Source organism: Rhizobium herbae (assembly GCF_017873135.1).
In the GTDB taxonomy this organism is placed as follows: Bacteria; Pseudomonadota; Alphaproteobacteria; order Rhizobiales; family Rhizobiaceae; genus Pararhizobium; species Pararhizobium herbae.
The window spans coordinates 54690-71917 of sequence record NZ_JAGGJV010000003.1; the positions used below are offsets into that span (position 1 = coordinate 54690).

General features: G+C 62.6%; 14 protein-coding genes. 8 read left to right on the forward strand and 6 right to left on the reverse strand.

All coding sequences use genetic code 11. The features are described 5' to 3' along the window. Nucleotides 1-8: 8 nt before the first annotated feature. From J2Z75_RS09090 to J2Z75_RS09110, 5 genes are all read left to right on the forward strand, one after another. Nucleotides 9-1019 (forward strand): sugar ABC transporter substrate-binding protein, encoded by a 1011-nt coding sequence (locus J2Z75_RS09090; RefSeq protein ID WP_209850853.1) that lies wholly within the window; start codon nucleotides 9-11, stop codon nucleotides 1017-1019. 80 nt (nucleotides 1020-1099) lie between these two features. Beyond that, entirely contained in the window at nucleotides 1100-2644 is a 1545-nt protein-coding gene (locus J2Z75_RS09095; protein ID WP_209850856.1) for a sugar ABC transporter ATP-binding protein, read from the forward strand. Next, on the forward strand, nucleotides 2634-3662 hold the full coding sequence (locus tag J2Z75_RS09100; RefSeq protein ID WP_209850859.1) for an ABC transporter permease: 1029 nt from the start codon (nucleotides 2634-2636) through the stop codon (nucleotides 3660-3662). Before J2Z75_RS09095 ends, J2Z75_RS09100 begins: the two co-directional genes overlap by 11 nt. Before the next feature lie 2 nt (nucleotides 3663-3664). After that, a complete protein-coding gene (locus tag J2Z75_RS09105; RefSeq protein WP_209850862.1) occupies nucleotides 3665-4663 on the forward strand; it encodes an ABC transporter permease in 999 nt (332 codons plus the stop codon). A gap of 22 nt (nucleotides 4664-4685) precedes the next feature. Then, nucleotides 4686-6083 (forward strand): LLM class flavin-dependent oxidoreductase, encoded by a 1398-nt coding sequence (locus J2Z75_RS09110; RefSeq protein WP_209850865.1) that lies wholly within the window; start codon nucleotides 4686-4688, stop codon nucleotides 6081-6083. Nucleotides 6084-6087: 4 nt separating this feature from the next. On the opposite strand, the gene J2Z75_RS09115 is transcribed toward J2Z75_RS09110, so the two are convergent. Next, nucleotides 6088-6510, reverse strand: coding sequence for an META domain-containing protein (locus J2Z75_RS09115; protein WP_209850868.1), 423 nt, complete (start codon nucleotides 6508-6510; stop codon nucleotides 6088-6090). Nucleotides 6511-6681: 171 nt separating this feature from the next. Between J2Z75_RS09115 and dxr the strand changes: the two genes are divergently transcribed. Then, nucleotides 6682-7872, forward strand: coding sequence for a 1-deoxy-D-xylulose-5-phosphate reductoisomerase (gene dxr, locus J2Z75_RS09120; protein ID WP_209850871.1), 1191 nt, complete (start codon nucleotides 6682-6684; stop codon nucleotides 7870-7872). Between the two features lie 10 nt (nucleotides 7873-7882). On the opposite strand, the gene J2Z75_RS09125 is transcribed toward dxr, so the two are convergent. From J2Z75_RS09125 to J2Z75_RS09145, 5 genes are all read right to left on the reverse strand, one after another. Beyond that, the gene (locus J2Z75_RS09125) at nucleotides 7883-9001 is read right to left on the reverse strand and encodes a serine hydrolase domain-containing protein (protein ID WP_209850874.1); all 1119 of its coding nucleotides are present in this window, start codon (nucleotides 8999-9001) and stop codon (nucleotides 7883-7885) included. 91 nt (nucleotides 9002-9092) lie between these two features. Further along, nucleotides 9093-10310 (reverse strand): 5-aminolevulinate synthase, encoded by a 1218-nt coding sequence (gene hemA / locus J2Z75_RS09130; protein ID WP_209850878.1) that lies wholly within the window; start codon nucleotides 10308-10310, stop codon nucleotides 9093-9095. A 225-nt stretch (nucleotides 10311-10535) separates the two neighbouring features. Beyond that, nucleotides 10536-11333, reverse strand: coding sequence for an FAD binding domain-containing protein (locus J2Z75_RS09135; RefSeq protein WP_209850881.1), 798 nt, complete (start codon nucleotides 11331-11333; stop codon nucleotides 10536-10538). Nucleotides 11334-11346: 13 nt separating this feature from the next. Continuing rightward, entirely contained in the window at nucleotides 11347-13695 is a 2349-nt protein-coding gene (locus tag J2Z75_RS09140; RefSeq protein WP_209850884.1) for a xanthine dehydrogenase family protein molybdopterin-binding subunit, read from the reverse strand. A gap of 112 nt (nucleotides 13696-13807) precedes the next feature. Beyond that, on the reverse strand, nucleotides 13808-14296 hold the full coding sequence (locus tag J2Z75_RS09145; protein WP_209850887.1) for a (2Fe-2S)-binding protein: 489 nt from the start codon (nucleotides 14294-14296) through the stop codon (nucleotides 13808-13810). A 429-nt stretch (nucleotides 14297-14725) separates the two neighbouring features. On the opposite strand from J2Z75_RS09145, the gene J2Z75_RS09150 reads away from it, so the two are divergent. Both J2Z75_RS09150 and J2Z75_RS09155 read left to right on the forward strand, forming a co-directional pair. Then, nucleotides 14726-14983 (forward strand): YMGG-like glycine zipper-containing protein, encoded by a 258-nt coding sequence (locus J2Z75_RS09150; protein ID WP_209850890.1) that lies wholly within the window; start codon nucleotides 14726-14728, stop codon nucleotides 14981-14983. Between the two features lie 259 nt (nucleotides 14984-15242). Further along, a complete protein-coding gene (locus J2Z75_RS09155; RefSeq protein WP_456115035.1) occupies nucleotides 15243-17165 on the forward strand; it encodes an autotransporter assembly complex protein TamA in 1923 nt (640 codons plus the stop codon). Nucleotides 17166-17228: the final 63 nt, after the last annotated feature.

Sequence of the window (17228 nt, forward strand, 5' to 3'; positions counted from 1 at the left end):
AATGTGTCATGGAACAGGAAAAATCGGGACGGGGCGTCGGACGCCGTGACCTCTTGAAACTCTCGGCAGTGGCAGGCGCGGCACTGGCCGGCGCCAGCCTCACCGGCAGCCGCACGGCGGCGGCGGCAGAGGAGCTCTCGCTGAAGGGCAAGCGCATTGCCATCAGCGCCACCGGCACCGACCACTTCTTCGACCTTCAGGCCTACAATGCCCAGATCGAGGAAGTGAAGCGGCTTGGCGGCGAGCCGATCGCGGTCGATGCCGGCCGCAACGACGGCAAGCTCGTATCGCAGCTTCAGACGCTGATCGCCCAGAAGCCGGATGCGATCGTCCAGATCCTCGGCACGCTCAGCGTCATCGATCCCTGGCTGAAAAAGGCGCGCGATGCCGGCATCCCAGTGCTGACCGTCGACGTCGGCTCGACCAACTCGATCAACAACACGACATCAGACAATTGGGGCATCGGCAAGGACCTGGCGCTGCAACTCGTTTCCGACATCGGCGGCGAAGGCAATATCGTCGTCTTCAACGGCTTTTACGGCGTGACGCCCTGCGCCATCCGCTACGACCAGCTGGTCAATGTCGTCAAGTATTTCCCGAAGGTGAAAATCCTCGAGCCGGAACTGCGCGACGTCATCCCGAACACGGTGCAGGACGCCTTCACGCAGATCACAGCGCTACTCAACAAATATCCGGAGAAGGGCTCGATCAAGGCGATCTGGTCGGCCTGGGATATCCCGCAGCTCGGCGCGACACAGGCAGTGGCCGCGGCCGGCCGCACCGAAATCCGCACCTATGGTGTCGATGGCAGCCCGGAAGTGCTTCAGCTCGTTGCCGATCCGAACTCGCCGGCCGGTGCCGACGTGGCGCAGCAGCCAGCCGAAATCGGCCGCACGGCGATCCAGAATGTCGCCCGCCTTCTCGCCGGCCAGACCCTGCCGCGCGAAACCTACGTTCCGGCGCTCCTTGCCAACAAGGCGAACGTCAACGAGGTCAGCAAGAAGCTCGGCATCGGCTGACGCCGCCGCGCATTCGGTCGATCCGGGCATCGTCCGGATCGACTCTTCTGTTCCAGATCGACCAGCAGGACGGATATGCCATGAGCGCAGCTTCACCAGCCGCAGACAGAAGCGGCGACGCCATCCATCTCACGCGCATCGTCAAGCGTTTCGATGGCGCCCAGGCGCTCAGCGGCGCCTCGTTGCGCGTCCGGCGCGGCACCGTTCACGGCCTCGTCGGCCAGAACGGCGCCGGCAAATCGACGCTTATCAAGCTGCTGGCCGGCCTGCACCAGCCCGACGAAGGCCGCATCGAGATCGATGGCCAGGCCTATGACAAGCTTACGCCGCACCGGGTTGAGGAGCTTGGCATCCACTTCATCCATCAGGATCGTCTGCTGGTCCCGACCTTCACGGTGGGCGAAGCCCTGTTTCTCGGCCGCGAGCCGCGCATCCCCGGCACGCCCTTTCTCGACCGGCGGCTGATGCAGCGCCGCGCCAGCGAAATCCTCGATGATTATTTCGGCGTCAGGCTGCCCAACAGCGCCCTGATCAGCGAACTCTCCACCGCCGAGAAGCAGATCGTCCAGATCACCCGCGCGCTGCTCGATCAGCCGAAGGTACTGGTGTTCGACGAGCCGACGGCGGCGCTGGTGCGTCGCGAGGCGGATATTCTCTTCCGGCTGATCCGCCGCCTGCGCGACGAAGGGGTGACGATCATCTACATCTCGCACTACCTCAACGAGATCGAGGAACTCTGCGACCACGTCACGGTGTTGCGCAATGGCGAGGACGTCGCGACCCTGGCTCTGAGCGAGACATCCGCCGCAGCTATCGCGCGGCTGATGGTGGCGCGTGATATCGCGGATATGTTCCCCAAGCGCAGCGTCGTACTCGGCAAGGACATCCTGACACTCGACCGCCTCTCGGTGCGCGGGAAATATCAGGACGTCTCGCTCACCCTGCGCCGTGGCGAAGTACTCGGCCTGACGGGGCTGCTCGGCTCCGGCGCCAAGGAGCTCATCCGCACGCTGTTCGGCCTCGAAACCGCGACGTCCGGACAGATCGCGATCGACGGCAGGGCCGTGCGTTCGGTCAACCCGGCGCAGGCCGTCGATCAGCACCTTGCGCTTGTTCCGGAAGACCGGCGCGGCAATGGTGTGGCACTGGACCTGAGCGTCACCGAGAACATCACGTTATCGTCGCTGAAACGGTTCACCCGCCTCGGTTTCCTCTATTTCGGCGGCGAGCGCCGCGAGGCGGACGACTTGATCCGCCGCCTCGAGGTCAAGACGGCGGGCAGGGACGCGCTCGTGCGCACGCTCTCGGGCGGCAACCAGCAGAAGGTGGCGATCGCCAAATGGCTGAGCCGCCATTCCGAGGTCTATCTACTCGATGAGCCCACAGTCGGCGTCGATATCGGCTCGAAGGTCGAGATCTACAATCTGATCGGCGACCTCGCCGCTCGTGGCGCCGGCATCATCGTGCTGTCGTCGGACCTGCCGGAGCTGATCGGCATCACCGATCGCATCATCGTGCTTTTCCGGGGCCATGTCGTGCGCGAGTTCGTCCCTTCCGAGACCTCGCCGGACGAGGTTCTCGCCACATCCACCGGATCTTCGGAGACGCTCCGCCATGTCGGTTGACATCCAGCTCGCCCCCGTCATCCACTTCGAACCGGGCAAAATCGGCGGCGACACGACCAGAAGCGGACATCTCGCCGCGACGGCGCTCCGCGCCGGATCGCTGATCGCCTTCGTCGCGATCCTCGTCGTCTTCTCGGCGACGGCACCCTATTTTCTGAGCGTCGGCAATATCGGCAACGTACTCGGCCAATCGGCCATTTCCGGCGTGCTGGCCATCGGCCTGACCGTGGTCCTGATCGCCGGCGGCTCCAATGTCGTCACCGGCGGCATCGACCTGTCGCTTGCCGCCAACATGGGGCTGAGCGCCGCCGTCTACGCGACGGTCGCGCAGCTCGGCTATGGCGACGCAACCGCCGTCGCGGCGGCCCTGCTCACCGGCGGGCTGATCGGCGCGGTCAACGCCTTCGCCGTCGTCGGCGCGGGCATCGTGCCGCTGCTGGCAACGCTTGCCGTGATGAACATCGTTGCCGGTCTCGAGCTGGTGCTGACGCAGAATACGGTCATCCCGGCCTCGACCCCGCTCCTGACGGCTCTTTCGTCGTCCGGCCCCTTCGGCATTCCGGCGCTCGCCTATGTGCTGCTTGCCTTCACGCTGATCGCCGCTGCGATCGTACAATATACCCCGACCGGGCTTCGGCTTTATGCGGTCGGCGAATTCCCCGATGCGGCGCGCGCCGCCGGCCTTCCCGTCCGCCGGCTCCTCGCCGGTGCTTTCGTCGCCAGCGGTCTCTGCGGTGGGTTTGCCGGCATTCTGTCGGTCTCCAATCTCAGCGGCAGCACCACCGGCTCCGGCGAAATGCTGCTGCCAGTGGTCGTCACCGCCCTGCTCGGCTCGGTCTTCTCGCGACGACTGGTGCCCACCGTGATCGGCACGCTGCTTTCCACCCTGTTCGTCGGCTTCCTCGTCAACGGCTTCCAGCTTCTCAACATTTCCAGCGTGCTGGTCAGCGGCGTTCAGGGTCTTCTCATCCTGCTGGTCGTCTCCGCCACGACGCTGCTGCGCAGGCAGGAGGCCTGATCATGAGCCTGCAGACCTCCCCGATCGAGGCGTCCGGCCTGCCGCGTGCCATCATCGGCGCGATCGTCAACAACGCGCTGGTGCTGGCGCTCATCGCGGTCTTTGCCGTCTTTTCCTTCGCGACACCGACATTCCTTACGATCGCCAACCTGCAGAGCATCCTCGTCAACAACTTCACGCTGCTGGCCATCGTCGCTATCGCCATGACCTTCGCCGTCTCCGTTGGCGGCATCGATCTGTCGGTCGGCACGGCCGTCGACTTTGCCAGCTTCGCCTTCGTGTCGCTGGTGCTTGCCGGACAGCCCGTCTTCATCGCGGCATTGGCAGGGTTGGGCGCGGGAGCAGCCGTCGGCGCGTTCAACGCCATCCTGATTTCCGGCATCGGCATTTCGCCTTTCCTCGGAACACTCGGCACGCTGTTCATCGGCCGCAGCATCCAGCAGCTTCTGACCAATGGCGGTAATCCCGTCTATCTGCCGCCAACCGGCGTGCCGGAGGCCTTCCGTTTCCTCGGCCGCGGCGCAATTGCCGGCATTCCCGTTCCACTCGTCATCGCCGCCGGCATCATCGTCGCCGCGACGATCATCCTCACCCGCGCCCGCTTCGGCCGCGTTGCACTCGCAATCGGCATCCAGCCGAGCGTCGTGCGTTACTCCGGCATCACGGCGCGCGCCCATGTCGCGGTCGCCTTCATTCTCGTCGGCCTGATTGCCGCCGTCGCGGGGCTGATCCTGTCGGCGACCGTTACCGTTTACATCCCCTCCTCCGGCAATGCCTTCCTGCTCAACGCCATCGGGGCCACCTTCATCGGCACGACCCTCTCCCGGCTCGGCCGTCCGAATGTTGCCGGCACCGTTCTCGGCGTGCTGCTGCTCAGCATCGTCGCCAACGGCCTGCTTTTGACCGGGCTGAACTTCTACTGGCAGCAGGTCGGCACCGGACTGCTGATCTTTGCCGTGCTTGCGCTGAGCTTCATCAACAGGCGCAAGGCCACTGCCTGACATCAAGACAAGGAAATAAGATATGAGCCGCGAAATCAGGCTGAACGCCTTCGACATGAACTGCGTCGGCCACCAGTCGCCGGGCCTATGGCGGCATCCGCGCGACCAATCGTGGAAATACAAGGATCTCGACTACTGGGTGCATCTGGCAAAGACGCTGGAGCGCGGCAAGTTCGACGGCCTGTTCATCGCCGACGTGCTCGGCGTCTACGACGTCTTGAACGGCAATGTCGATGCGGCGCTGCGCCATTCCACCCAGGTGCCGGTCAACGACCCCCTACAGCTGGTGCCGACCATGGCCTATGTGACCGAACATCTCGGCTTCGGGCTCACCGCATCGCTCTCCTTTGAGCATCCCTATACCTTCGCCCGCCGCATCTCGACGCTCGACCATCTGACCAAGGGCCGTGTCGGCTGGAACATCGTCACCTCGTACCTCAACAGCGGCGCGCAGAATATCGGTCAGGCAAGCCAGACCAAGCATGACGACCGCTACGATCTCGCCGAGGAATATCTGGACGTCTGCTACAAGCTCTGGGAGGGCAGCTGGGAGGAGGACGCGGTTGTGCGCGACCGCGACAGCGGCATCTTCACCCATCCGGAAAAGGTTCACCCGATCAACCACGCCGGCAAGCATTTCACCGTGCCAGGCATTCACCTGAGCGAACCCTCGCCGCAGCGCACGCCGGTTCTCTATCAGGCCGGCGCATCGAGCAGGGGCAAGGATTTCGCCGGCGCCCATGCCGAATGCATCTTCGTCGCAGCACCATCCAAGCCCGTGCTGAAGCGCTACGTCGCCAATGTCCGCGAAGCAGCCGAGAAAGCCGGCCGAAATCCGCGCAATATTCTCGCCTTCAACCTGCAGACCGTCATTCTCGGCGAGACCGATGCGGAGGCGAAGAAGAAGTTCGACGACTACCGCAAATATGTCTCCTACGAGGGCGCGCAGGCGCTGATCTCCGGCTGGACCGGCATCGACTTCGGCCAGTTCTCGCCCGACGAACCGCTGCGTCATCGCTACACCAACGCAGTGCAATCCGCCGTCGAAACCTTCACCACCATCGATCCCGACAAGGTCTGGACCGTGCGGGAAATGGCCGACTGGGTCGGCATCGGCGGCTTCGGCCCGGTCTTCGTCGGCTCACCGCAGACGGTCGCCGATCTCCTGCAGGAATGGGTTGAGGATACCGATGTCGACGGCTTCAACCTCGCTTACGCAGTGACGCCGGAAAGCTTCGAGGATGCGGTCGACCTGCTGGTACCGGAACTACAGAAACGCGGCGTCTACAAGAAGGACTACCGACAGGGCACACTGCGGGAAAAGCTGTTCGGCGAAGGCCCGCGTCTCATTGCTCCGCATCCGGGCGCCGGTTATCGCCACCTGACGGGAACGCCGGCAAAGCTGGTGGCACACGGCTAGACGGTCAACCGCCCTGCGCAGCAAGCCGCAGGGCGAGGCTCGAATCGGGCTTTGCCAGAACCAGCTTGGTGTCTTCGATCCTCCATAACAGCCCCGTCTTCAGGGCATCGAAGAACTTCGTCTCCTGGTCCATCACCGCCGGCACGCACATCTTGCGCGTGGCGCCGGCCGGACCGAAGGTGATGACATCGCCCTTCAGATTGAAAATACCGGTGTAGCTGTTGCAGCCCGCAAAACCCGAATAGGTGCCGTCGTCGTTGATTTCGATCGTCGTCTGCAGATCGTCGATGACGCCCCGGCCGCCAATATCCTCCGCCAGCCATGTGCCCACCAGCTCGGCCGGCACGGTGTCTGCCGCAACCATCGAGACCGAAGTCGCATCGATCAGCACGCAGGAGCATGAAAGAAACAGCACAAGCTTCAGCATCGGGAACATCCTTTCCGGCCAACGGCAGGCCCGGCCACTGGGCCGACCATTGGCAATGATTCGCCGTTCCTGCGACCCTATCGCCACAAGCTTGGCGGAGACTACCCTTGTTGACATCCGCTTTCACCTGTAGAGCCTTGCGTGAAACACGAAAAACAACGGGACTTGGCCATGACCTCCGGCGCAGCTGAAAAACGCCGCTTGACCATTCTGGGCTCGACGGGCTCGATCGGCACCAACACGCTCGACGTCATCCGCCAGCTGGGTGGCCGTGAGACATTCGAGGTCGCCGCCTTGACCGGCAATGGCAACATAGAGCTGCTCGCCGAACAGGCCAGGAGCGTCGGCGCCGGGCTCGCCGTGACTGCCAACGACGATCAGTACGAAAACCTGAAGTCCGCATTGGCGGGCACCGGCATCGAAGTCGCCGCCGGCCGCAGCGGCCTGATCGAAGCGGCCGAGCGCGATGCCGGCTGGGTCATGGCCGCCATCGTCGGCACGGCCGGGCTCGCCCCGACACTCGCCGCCGCAAAGCGCGGCGCCGATATCGCTCTTGCCAACAAGGAATGCCTCGTGTCGGCGGGCGATCTCTTCGTGCGTGCCGTCCAGGCGGGCGGCGGCAAGCTGCTGCCGGTCGATAGCGAACACAATGCCATCTATCAGGTGCTGGAAGAACACCAGCGCCATGCGGTCGAGCGCATCATCCTGACAGCCTCCGGCGGCCCTTTCCGTAATTCGAGTCTTACGGAAATGCGCGATGTCACCGCGGCGACGGCCCGCGCCCATCCCAACTGGTCGATGGGCCTGAAAATCTCGATCGACAGCGCCTCGATGTTCAACAAGGCGCTCGAGATGATCGAGGCGAAGCATCTTTTCGGCATGCGGCCGGACCAGATCGAGGTGATCGTCCATCCGCAATCGGTCATCCATTCGATGGTGGGCTACTCGGACGGCTCGGTGCTGGCCCAGCTCGGCTGCCCGGATATGCGCACTGCCATCGGCTATGCGCTGTCGCATCCGCTGCGGCCGTCGCTCGATGTCGAACGGCTGGATTTCGCCAAGCTGTCGCGGCTGGATTTCGAAGCGCCGGACGAAGAGCGGTTCCCGGCCCTGCGGCTGGCGCGTCTGGCAATGGAGCGTGGCGGCGTGCAGGGAGCGATCCTCAACGCAGCCAAGGAAGTGGCGCTCGAAGCCTTTATCGCAGGACGGACCGGATTCCTTCAGATGGCCGAGATCACCGAGACTGTTATGGACGCCATGTTCTCGATGCCGCCGGCATCCACCATGGACGACGTTTTTGCCGTGGACGAGGAAGCCCGGCGCATGGCGAGAGCCATCGTCGAACGGGCCGCCGCCGCTTGAGAACGGCGGATCATACCCCGTAGACTGCCTCTACGATCCTGTTCGGGAATTCGCCCATACAGCCTTCCACCGCATTGTTGGTCATGTTCAGCACCGTCAGTCCCCTGGCGGGATCGATGAACCAGTTGTGGCCATAGACGCCACCCCAGCGGATGGTTCCCGGCGATTGTGGCGTCATCGCCGCATGGGAATCCTCAACCACCGCGCCGAAATAGCCGAATTTGCAGCCGGGATCAGTGACGAGTTCGCCGATCCGATTGGAAAAGCCCGCCTGGATTGTCTCCGGCGTCAGCACGCCTTTGCCGCCGACGCGCAAAGCCTCCAGAAAGATCAGGATATCGTCCGCCGTTCCGGCCATGCCGGCGCCACCGGACTGGAAAGCCTTCGGATTGAAGATCCGCGATGGCGAAAAGCCCATCGTCCAGCCCGTGTCTTCCGCCGCGAAATAGGGATCCGTCATTCGGACGGGAACGGGGTGCGAATCGGCGTAGGGCACCGCAAGCCGCGCGACATCGGTGACATGAAAGCGGCTGTCGGCCATGCCAAGCGGACCGGCGATGTACGTCACGACCGCCTCTTCCAGAGACGCGCCTTGAACATTGGCGATCACCGCGCCCAGAATGTCGGTTGCGAAGGAATAGGCCCATTGCGTACCCGGCGCAAACGCCAGCTGCACGGCATTGTGGCGGCTGAAATTACCCGCGTAGTCGAGATCGGTATTCAGCAGACCGCAAGTGATGGCCCGGTCAGCGGGCAAAAGCTCCAGCGCCAGATCGTAGACCAGCCCCGATGTATGCGTCAGCAACTGATGGATCGTGATATCGGCAACCTTGCCGTCTTTCGTCTTCGGCCGGAACCACGGCAGATGATCGGCGACGCGGTCTGACAGAGCCATCAAGCCGCGATCGATCATGGCCAGGGCAGTGGCCGCGACGATGGGTTTTGTCACCGAGGCCAGCCGAAAGATCGTGTCGAATTTGACCGGCATACCGGCTTCCCGATCAGCAAAGCCGGCGGCGCGGCGGAAAATCGGCTCACCATGCTGATAGGCAAGCACGACGGCTCCGGTAACCCTCCCGGAATCGAGGAACCGGTCGATGACCCTATCAAGCCTGCGTTCGACGCTCATGACCTAAACTCCTGAAAACCTGCCGAGAATCAAAAATGCGGATCATCTTTCGACAATCCGCATTTCAATTTCAAGCCGTAGTAAAAAACGATCAGGCGACAGCCCTTGCCAGTGCACAGCGCGACCAGAGCTGATGCAGCGCGCCGACCAGATGATCGATATCCGCATCCGAATGCAGCGGCGTCGGCGTGATGCGCAGGCGTTCGGTCTTCTTCGGCACCGTCGGATAGTTGATCGGCTGGACGTAGATGCCGCAATTGTCGAGAAGCAGGTCGGAGATCCATTTGCACTTGGCCGCATCGCCGACGATCACCGGCACGATATGGCTTGGATTGTTCAGATGCGGAATGCCGTTCTTGTCGAGCAGGTTGCGCAGCCGGCGAACCCGCTCCTGATGGGCGAAGCGTTCGACCTGGCTTTCCTTGAGGTGGCGGATAGAGGCGACGGCACCGGCAGCAAGCGCCGGCGGCAGCGCTGTCGTGAAGATGAAACCCGAGGCAAACGAGCGAATGAAGTCGCAGAGCGCGGTGGAGGCTGCAATATAGCCGCCCATGACACCGAAAGCCTTGCCGAGCGTGCCTTCGATCACCGTCAGCCGGTGCATCAGGCCTTCGCGCTCGGCAATGCCGCCGCCGCGCGGACCGTACATGCCGACGGCGTGCACTTCATCGAGATAGGTCATCGCGCCGTACTTGTCGGCGAGGTCGCAGATTTCCCTGACCGGCGAGATATCGCCGTCCATCGAGTAGACCGATTCGAAAGCAATGATTTTTGGCGCACGCGGGTCCGCAGCCTTCAGCTTGGCTTCGAGGTCGGTCACGGAATTGTGCTTGAAGATCACCCGCTCGCACTTCGAATGGCGGATGCCTTCGATCATCGAGGCATGGTTGCCGGCGTCCGAAAAGACGATCACGCCGGGGATCTTCGAACAGAGCGTACCGAGCGCCGCCCAGTTGGACACATAGCCGGATGTAAACAGCAGCGCCGATTCCTTGCCGTGCAGATCGGCAAGCTCGCGCTCGAGAAGAACGTGGTAATGGTTGGTGCCCGAGATATTCCGGGTGCCTCCCGCACCCGCGCCACACTGGTCGATGGCGAGTTTCATCGCCTCGGTGACCTTGGGATGCTGGCCCATGCCGAGATAGTCGTTGGAACACCAGACAGTGACGTCCTGCTTTTCGCCGGCCGCATTGTAACGGGTCGCCTTGGGGAATTGTCCGCGCTGGCGCTCCAGATCGGCGAACACGCGGTAGCGGCCTTCCTGATGCAGGCCGTCCAGCTCGCCTTTGAAGAAACTCTCGAAATCCATCATCGTCTCCAGAACCTTGCCGTCTTTTTGAGCGAAAGTGGTCCTGCGTCAACCCTGGAGAGGATCGCTGCGGCCAAGTGCGGCAAAAGGCCCCTAATTTTGAACAGTTCCAAACTATCCATAATGGATTTCATTCCACTTAACCTTGATCTGAGTCAAGACCATGCGAAAAGGACGGGGCACCCCGTCCTTATATTCTGTTTCAAGAAAATCAGCGGCAATCCCTCACGCGGCGGCAACCGCGCGCTTGGCCATGACCTTCACGAGATTGGCGCGATACTCCGCGCCGGCATGGATATCCGACAGCAGACCTGACGGATCGACCGAGACGCCGGACAAGGCATCCGCTGACCAGTTGGCCGCAAGTGCCGCCTCCATGCCGGAGTGACGGAAGACCCCGTCGCCCCCCGCACCCGTCACCGCCACCCGCACATCGCCATTGTCGCGGCGGGCGACGAAGACGCCCGTCATCGCATAACGCGACGCCGGATTACGGAACTTGGCATAGGCAGCCCTTGCCGGTGCATCGAAGGTGATGGCGACGATCATCTCTCCGTCCTCCAGCGCCGTTTCGAACAGGCCGGTGAAGAAGGCCCCTGCCTTGATCTCGCGGACATTGGTGACGATGACAGCATCGAGCCCCAGAAGGGCGGCCGGATAGTCCGCTGCCGGATCGTTGTTGGCGACAGAACCGCCGATCGTGCCCATATGCCGGACATGCGGATCGCCGATCCCGTGCGCGAGAGCGCAGATCGCCGGACAGACGGCTTTCAGCTCCGCCGACGAGGCGACATCGTAATGCGTCGTCGCCGCCCCGATCCGGACGGATTTTCCGTTGACGGAAACGCCGTTGAGGTCCGGGATGTGCCGGAGATCGACGAGATCGCTGGGCGAGGCAAGCCGCTGCTTCATCGTCGCGATCAGCGTCATGCCGCCCGACAGGTACTTGCCTTCGTCGGCAGCGGATCTCATCTTGACGGCATCCTGAACCGAGGATGCGCGATGGTAGTTGGTCGCGTACATGGTTGCTCCTCTCTCAGTTGACGGCGTTGATCGCGGACCAGACCTTTTGCGGGGTCGCCGGCATCGTCAGGTTGTTGTTGCCGATTGCATCGGTGATGGCGTTGATCAGCGCCGGCGGCGAACCGATGGCACCCGCCTCGCCGCAGCCCTTGATGCCCAGCGGATTGGACGGGCAAGGCGTGTTCTGGTGCGACAGCTTGAACGACGGCAGATCGTCGGCGCGCGGCATGGCATAGTCCATGTAGCTCGCGGTGATCAGCTGGCCGTTCTGCGGGTCGTAGTGGACGTTTTCGAGCAGCGCCTGGCCGATCCCCTGCGCGATGCCGCCATGCACCTGCCCCTCGACGATCATCGGATTGATGATATTGCCGAAATCGTCGGCGGCGACGAACTGGACGATCTCGGTCGTGCCCGTTTCCGGGTCGATCTCGACTTCGCAGATGTAGCAACCGGCCGGGAAGGTGAAGTTGGACGGATCGTAGAATGCCCCCTCCTTCAATCCCGGCTCCATGCCCGGCGGCAGATTGTGAGCGGTGTAGGCGGCGAGCGCCACCTGGAACCAGGGCAGCACCTTGTCGGTACCCGCCACTTTCAGCTCACCGTTCTCGATGACGATGTCGCTCTCGTCCGCCTCCATCAGATGGGCAGCGATCTTCTTCGCCTTGGCCTCCACCTTGTCGAGCGCCTTGACCACCGCCGACATGCCGACGGCGCCGGAGCGCGAGCCATAGGTGCCCATGCCCATCTGCACCTTGTCGGTATCGCCATGGACGATGTTGACATTGTCGATCGGGATGCCGAAGCGGTCGGCGATCAGCTGGGCGAAGGTGGTCTCGTGCCCCTGGCCATGGCTGTGCGAGCCGGTCATCACCTCGATCGTGCCGACGGCATTGACGCGAACCTCGGCCGATTCCCACAGGCCGACACCGGCCCCGAGCGAGCCGACCGCCGCCGACGGCGCGATGCCGCAGGCCTCGATATAGCAGCTCATGCCGATGCCGCGCTTCATGCCGCGCCGGGCGGCTTCCGCCTTGCGGGCGGCAAAGCCGTTCCAGTCGGACGCTGCCATGGCAGCTTCGAGCGAAGCCTCGTAGTCTCCGGCATCGTAGGTCATGATGACAGGCGTCTGATAAGGAAAGGTCCGGATGAAGTTCTTCCGCCGGAGTTCGGCCGGGGAAACCCCAAGCTCGCGCGCCGCCGTTTCGATGGTCCGTTCAAGCAGATAGGTCGCCTCCGGACGTCCAGCACCCCGATAGGCGTCGACCGGCACGGTGTTGGTATAGACCGTGCGAACGTTAGCGTGGATCGCCGGAATGGCGTACTGGCCGGAGAGCAGCGTCGCATAAAGGTAAGTCGGCACCGCCGAGGAGAACAGCGACATATAGGCACCGAGATTGGCGATCGTATCGACCTTCAGCCCGGTGATGCGGTTGTCCTTGTCGAACGCCATCTTCACCGTCGAGACGTGGTCTCGGCCATGGGCGTCGGTCAGGAACGCCTCGGTGCGGTCGCACGTCCACTTGACCGGGACGCCGGTCTTCTTCGACGCCCAGAGACAGACGATCTCTTCCGGATAGATGTAGATCTTCGAGCCGAAGCCGCCGCCGACATCGGGCGCGATTACCCGCAGCTTGTTTTCCGGCGCGACATTGTAGAAGGCGCTCATCACCAGCCGCGCCACATGCGGGTTCTGGCTGGTCGTGTAGCAGGTATAGTGATCCTCGGCGCTGTCGTAGATGCCGAGCGTGGCGCGCGGCTCCATCGGGTTTGGCGCCAACCTGTTGTTGCGGATGGTCATCTCGGTCACATGCGCCGCTTCCGCGATCGCCTTGTCGGCCGCGTCGCCGTCGCCGAGCTGCCAGTCGAAGATGAGGTTGTTCGGGGCCTCCGGATGCAGCTGCGGCTGGCCCGCCTCCAGCGCCTTGACGGCCTCCGTCACGGCCGGCAGCACGTCATACTCGACGACCACCGCTTCGGCTGCGTCACGCGCCTCGCCCAGGCTGTCGGCGACGACAATGGCGACGGCATCGCCGACATAACGAACGGTTTCATGCGCCAAAGGCCGCCAGGCGCCCATCTTCATCGGCGAGCCATCCCTGGAATGGATCATCCAGCCGCAGATGATATTGCCGATGGCATCGGCCTGTAGCTGCTTGCCCTCGAGAATGCCGATGACGCCGGGCATGTCCTTGGCCGCCGACATGTCGATGCTCTTGATTTTCGCGTGGGCATAGGGGCTGCGCACGAAAAACGCATATTTCATGCCCGGGACGCTCATGTCGTCCGTGTACCGGCCCTTGCCGGTCAGGAAACGCTTGTCTTCCTTTCGCGCAACGCTTGCGCCAATGCCTTCAACACCCATGCGTCATCTCCTCCCGAGATCACATCTTTTTAGCGAATAGTTATTGGCCGGTAGGCAGTAGGCAGTAGCGAAATACGGATTTTCTATTTGCTAGTACCTATTGCCTATCGGCTCATTCCGCCGCCTGCTGGACGCCGCCCATCTCGGCGGCAGCGGCAAGGATCGATTTGACGATATTGTGATAGCCGGTGCATCGACAGATATTGCCGTCGAGTTCCGCGCGTACCGTCGCTTCGTCCAGATTGGCGCCATGCCGCCGGATCATGTCGACCGCCGTCATCACCATGCCGGGCGTGCAGAAGCCGCACTGAAGACCATGATTGGCCTTGAAGGCCGCCTGCACCGGATGCATTTCGCCGCCGCTTGCCAAACCTTCGATCGTCAGGATCGTCGATCCTGCCGCCTGGGCTGCAAGGATGGTACAGCTTTTCACCGATCGGCCGTCCATATGGACAACGCAGGCACCACATTGCGTGGTGTCGCAGCCGACATGGGTTCCGGTCAACGCCAGATTTTCGCGCAGGAAATGCACCAGAAGCGTGCGATCCTCGCACTCAGCACCGACCTGCCGGCCATTGACCGTCATTTTCACTTTTGCCATCTCGCTCCTCCGCGGTTGGGCTTGCCAACACGAGCGGCTGTCGGGCAGGTAAATTCGTTCCCGCGACAGAACCGCGTCAACTCTTTAGCCTTGGCCGCTGGCTTTCTCCTCAAAGCGCTACGGCATTTGCATCATTTGACTTTTTTCGGGCCGCCGCAACCGCTACTTTCAATTCGACAGAAAATTGTGGCTTTCAGGAAATTTTACCGGAACTGTCACGCGGGGAACAGCCTTCAGCTTCCGTTCAGGTTGAATGGCATTTCTTGCGCGGAGGGGATTTTGCAGGATATCTGTAGACTTTCACAGGCAGGCATTTATCTTTCGAAGGTGCAAGTTCGACCGGAGGGGGACCTTACCGTCCGTCTTCCATCCCTGGGGAGAAACGGACGGCCGAGAACGCGGTTCTCGCGTCCAGATTTGGAGAAAAAAATGAAGAAGGCCATCGTGCTTGTCCTGCTCGCTCTATCCGTCGCGAGTTGCACGCAGACTGAAAAGGGCGCCAGCATCGGCGCAGTTTCCGGCGCCATCATCGGCGGCGCGATCACCGGCAACGTTCGCGGCGCGGCCGTCGGCGCAGCCATCGGCGGCGTTTCGGGTGCCGTCATCGGCCACGTGTCCGAACAGCCCGGCCAGTGCTACTATCGCGACCGCTACGGCCGCCGCTATATCGACGATTGCCCGCGCTGATCGACGACCGGCGCAGCGAAAAACCGCGCAGGACGTCGTTTTCCGATTTGGAAAATACGCTCAGACCCCGGAGAAAATCCGGGGTCTTTTGTTTCCAATGCGTCACACAGCCGGCAGTTTTTCTTTAAATTTCGCCTCCGCGCCTTCATCAACCGGGTCTAGCTGTGTAGGGTCATCGTTAATGAAGGGGAAAACCCTGTCATGTAATGGTGCCTTGCCGTGACGGCGGGCGGATGTTGAGAGTGGCCTGAACAGCGGAATGCGGAAACGAATGCGTCTGCCGAACAAGAGTATCGCGTATCGGAAGGCTTGCACTGCAATGGCGGTCGCGGCTTTGGCTGCCTATGGGCCGCTTTCGACAACGGATGCTTACGCTTTCAAGATCTTCGGCATGCGTTTCTTCGAAAGCGACGCGGAAGCCACGGACGTCGTCGATCCCGTCAGCTACAGCCTGACTCTGAATGAAGGCTCGGGCGACGCGGACCTCAAGCAAGCGCTGGAAAGCAGCTCCCGCCTGTTTCAGGACAAGGAAAAGCCGGTCTCCGGCGATCTCGGCCTTGCAATCAAGGCGCGTGATGACCGTGACCGCCTTTTGGCCGCACTCTACGAACAGGCCCGATATGGCGGCGTCGTCAATGTGACCATCAACGGCCAGGATATCGACACGCTGCCGCCCGATCCCGTTTTTCCGGATGGAGCCCCGGTTCCCGTCGAAGTCACGGTAACCCCCGGCCCAGTCTTTACCCTGGGCGATGTCGTCCTCAAGGGGGACGCCATCGGTCGCAAACCGGACGAATACCTGAAACCCGGCGCAAGGGCGGATTCCACGCTGATCATCAAGGCCGGTGAAAAGGTCGTCGACGATCTCAAGGAAGAAGGACGGCCGCTTGCCAAATTGACCGAACGCAGCGTCGTTGCCGATCATGCGACCAACACGGTCGATGTCACCATCGCGGCCGAAGGCGGCCCTGTTGCACCTGTTGGCGCGGTCACCGTGACCGGCACCAAGACTGTCGATCCCACCTTCGTCGCCGACTATTCCCGGCTGAACGGCGGCAAGCCCTATTCGCCCGAAGCGTTGCGCAAGGCATCCGACCGGCTGCGGCAACTGGGGGTCTTTTCCAGCATCACCATCAAGCAGGCCAATGAGCTGGCACCGGATGGCACGATCCCGATGAGCATCGAGGTCTCGGAAGGCAAGCACCGCTATTTCGGCGCCGGCGCGCAATATTCGACAACCGACGGCTTCGGCATCCAGGGCTATTGGGGCCACCGCAATCTCTTCGGCCGGGCGGAATCGCTGCGTCTCGAAGGTTCGGTCAGCCGTATCGGCGAGACGACGGATGTGGGCAACCTCGATTATTCCGCGGGTCTGCTCTTTGCCAAGCCCGGCGCTTTCGGCCCGACCACGACCTTCAATGCCAGCCTCAAGGCGCAGCTGCTGGATCCGGATGCCTACAAGGCGACGATCTTCACCGGCGCCGCCGGTGTCACCGTCGAGCTCTCCGATACCGACACGATTTCCGCCGGCGGCGAATTGGCCTGGGCCGATGTCGAGGATGCCTTCGGCACCAACGAATATCTGACCGCGACGATCCCGATCGAATATGTCCGCGACACGCGCGACAACAAGCTGAACCCGACGGAAGGCTACCGCGCCTCGATCAACGCCAAGCCGAGCTACGAGATCGACGGCGCAACCTTCTTCAGCTCCTTCGAGGGTTCGGCTTCCGCCTATCTCGGCTTCGGCGAGGAAAACCGCTTCGTGCTCGCGGGCAGGCTTGGCGCGGGCGTGCTGGCAGGTGGCGACGGCCTGGCCTCCATTCCGGCCAACCGGCGGTTTTATCTCGGCGGCGGCGGCACGGTGCGCGGCTATTCCTACCAGGAGATCAGCCCGCGCAACGGCGACGACGAGATCCTCGGCGGCCGCTCCTATGTCAACGCCACGCTGGAAGCCCGCATCGGCATCACCGACAAGATCGGCCTTGTTCCCTTCATCGATGCCGGGACGGTATCGGCCAAGACCGCGCCGGACTTTTCCGATATCCGGGCCGGCGCCGGCATCGGACTGCGGTACAACACGCCGTTCGGGCCGATCCGGCTCGACGTCGCCGTGCCGCTGAATGCCTATCCGGGTGGCACCAAATACGGAATCTACGCCGGGATCGGCCAATCCTTCTGATTGCCGATGGCAGTCACCACGGCCTGAAGCCGAGCCCCGGTTTCAGGGAGAAGCAATTTCACC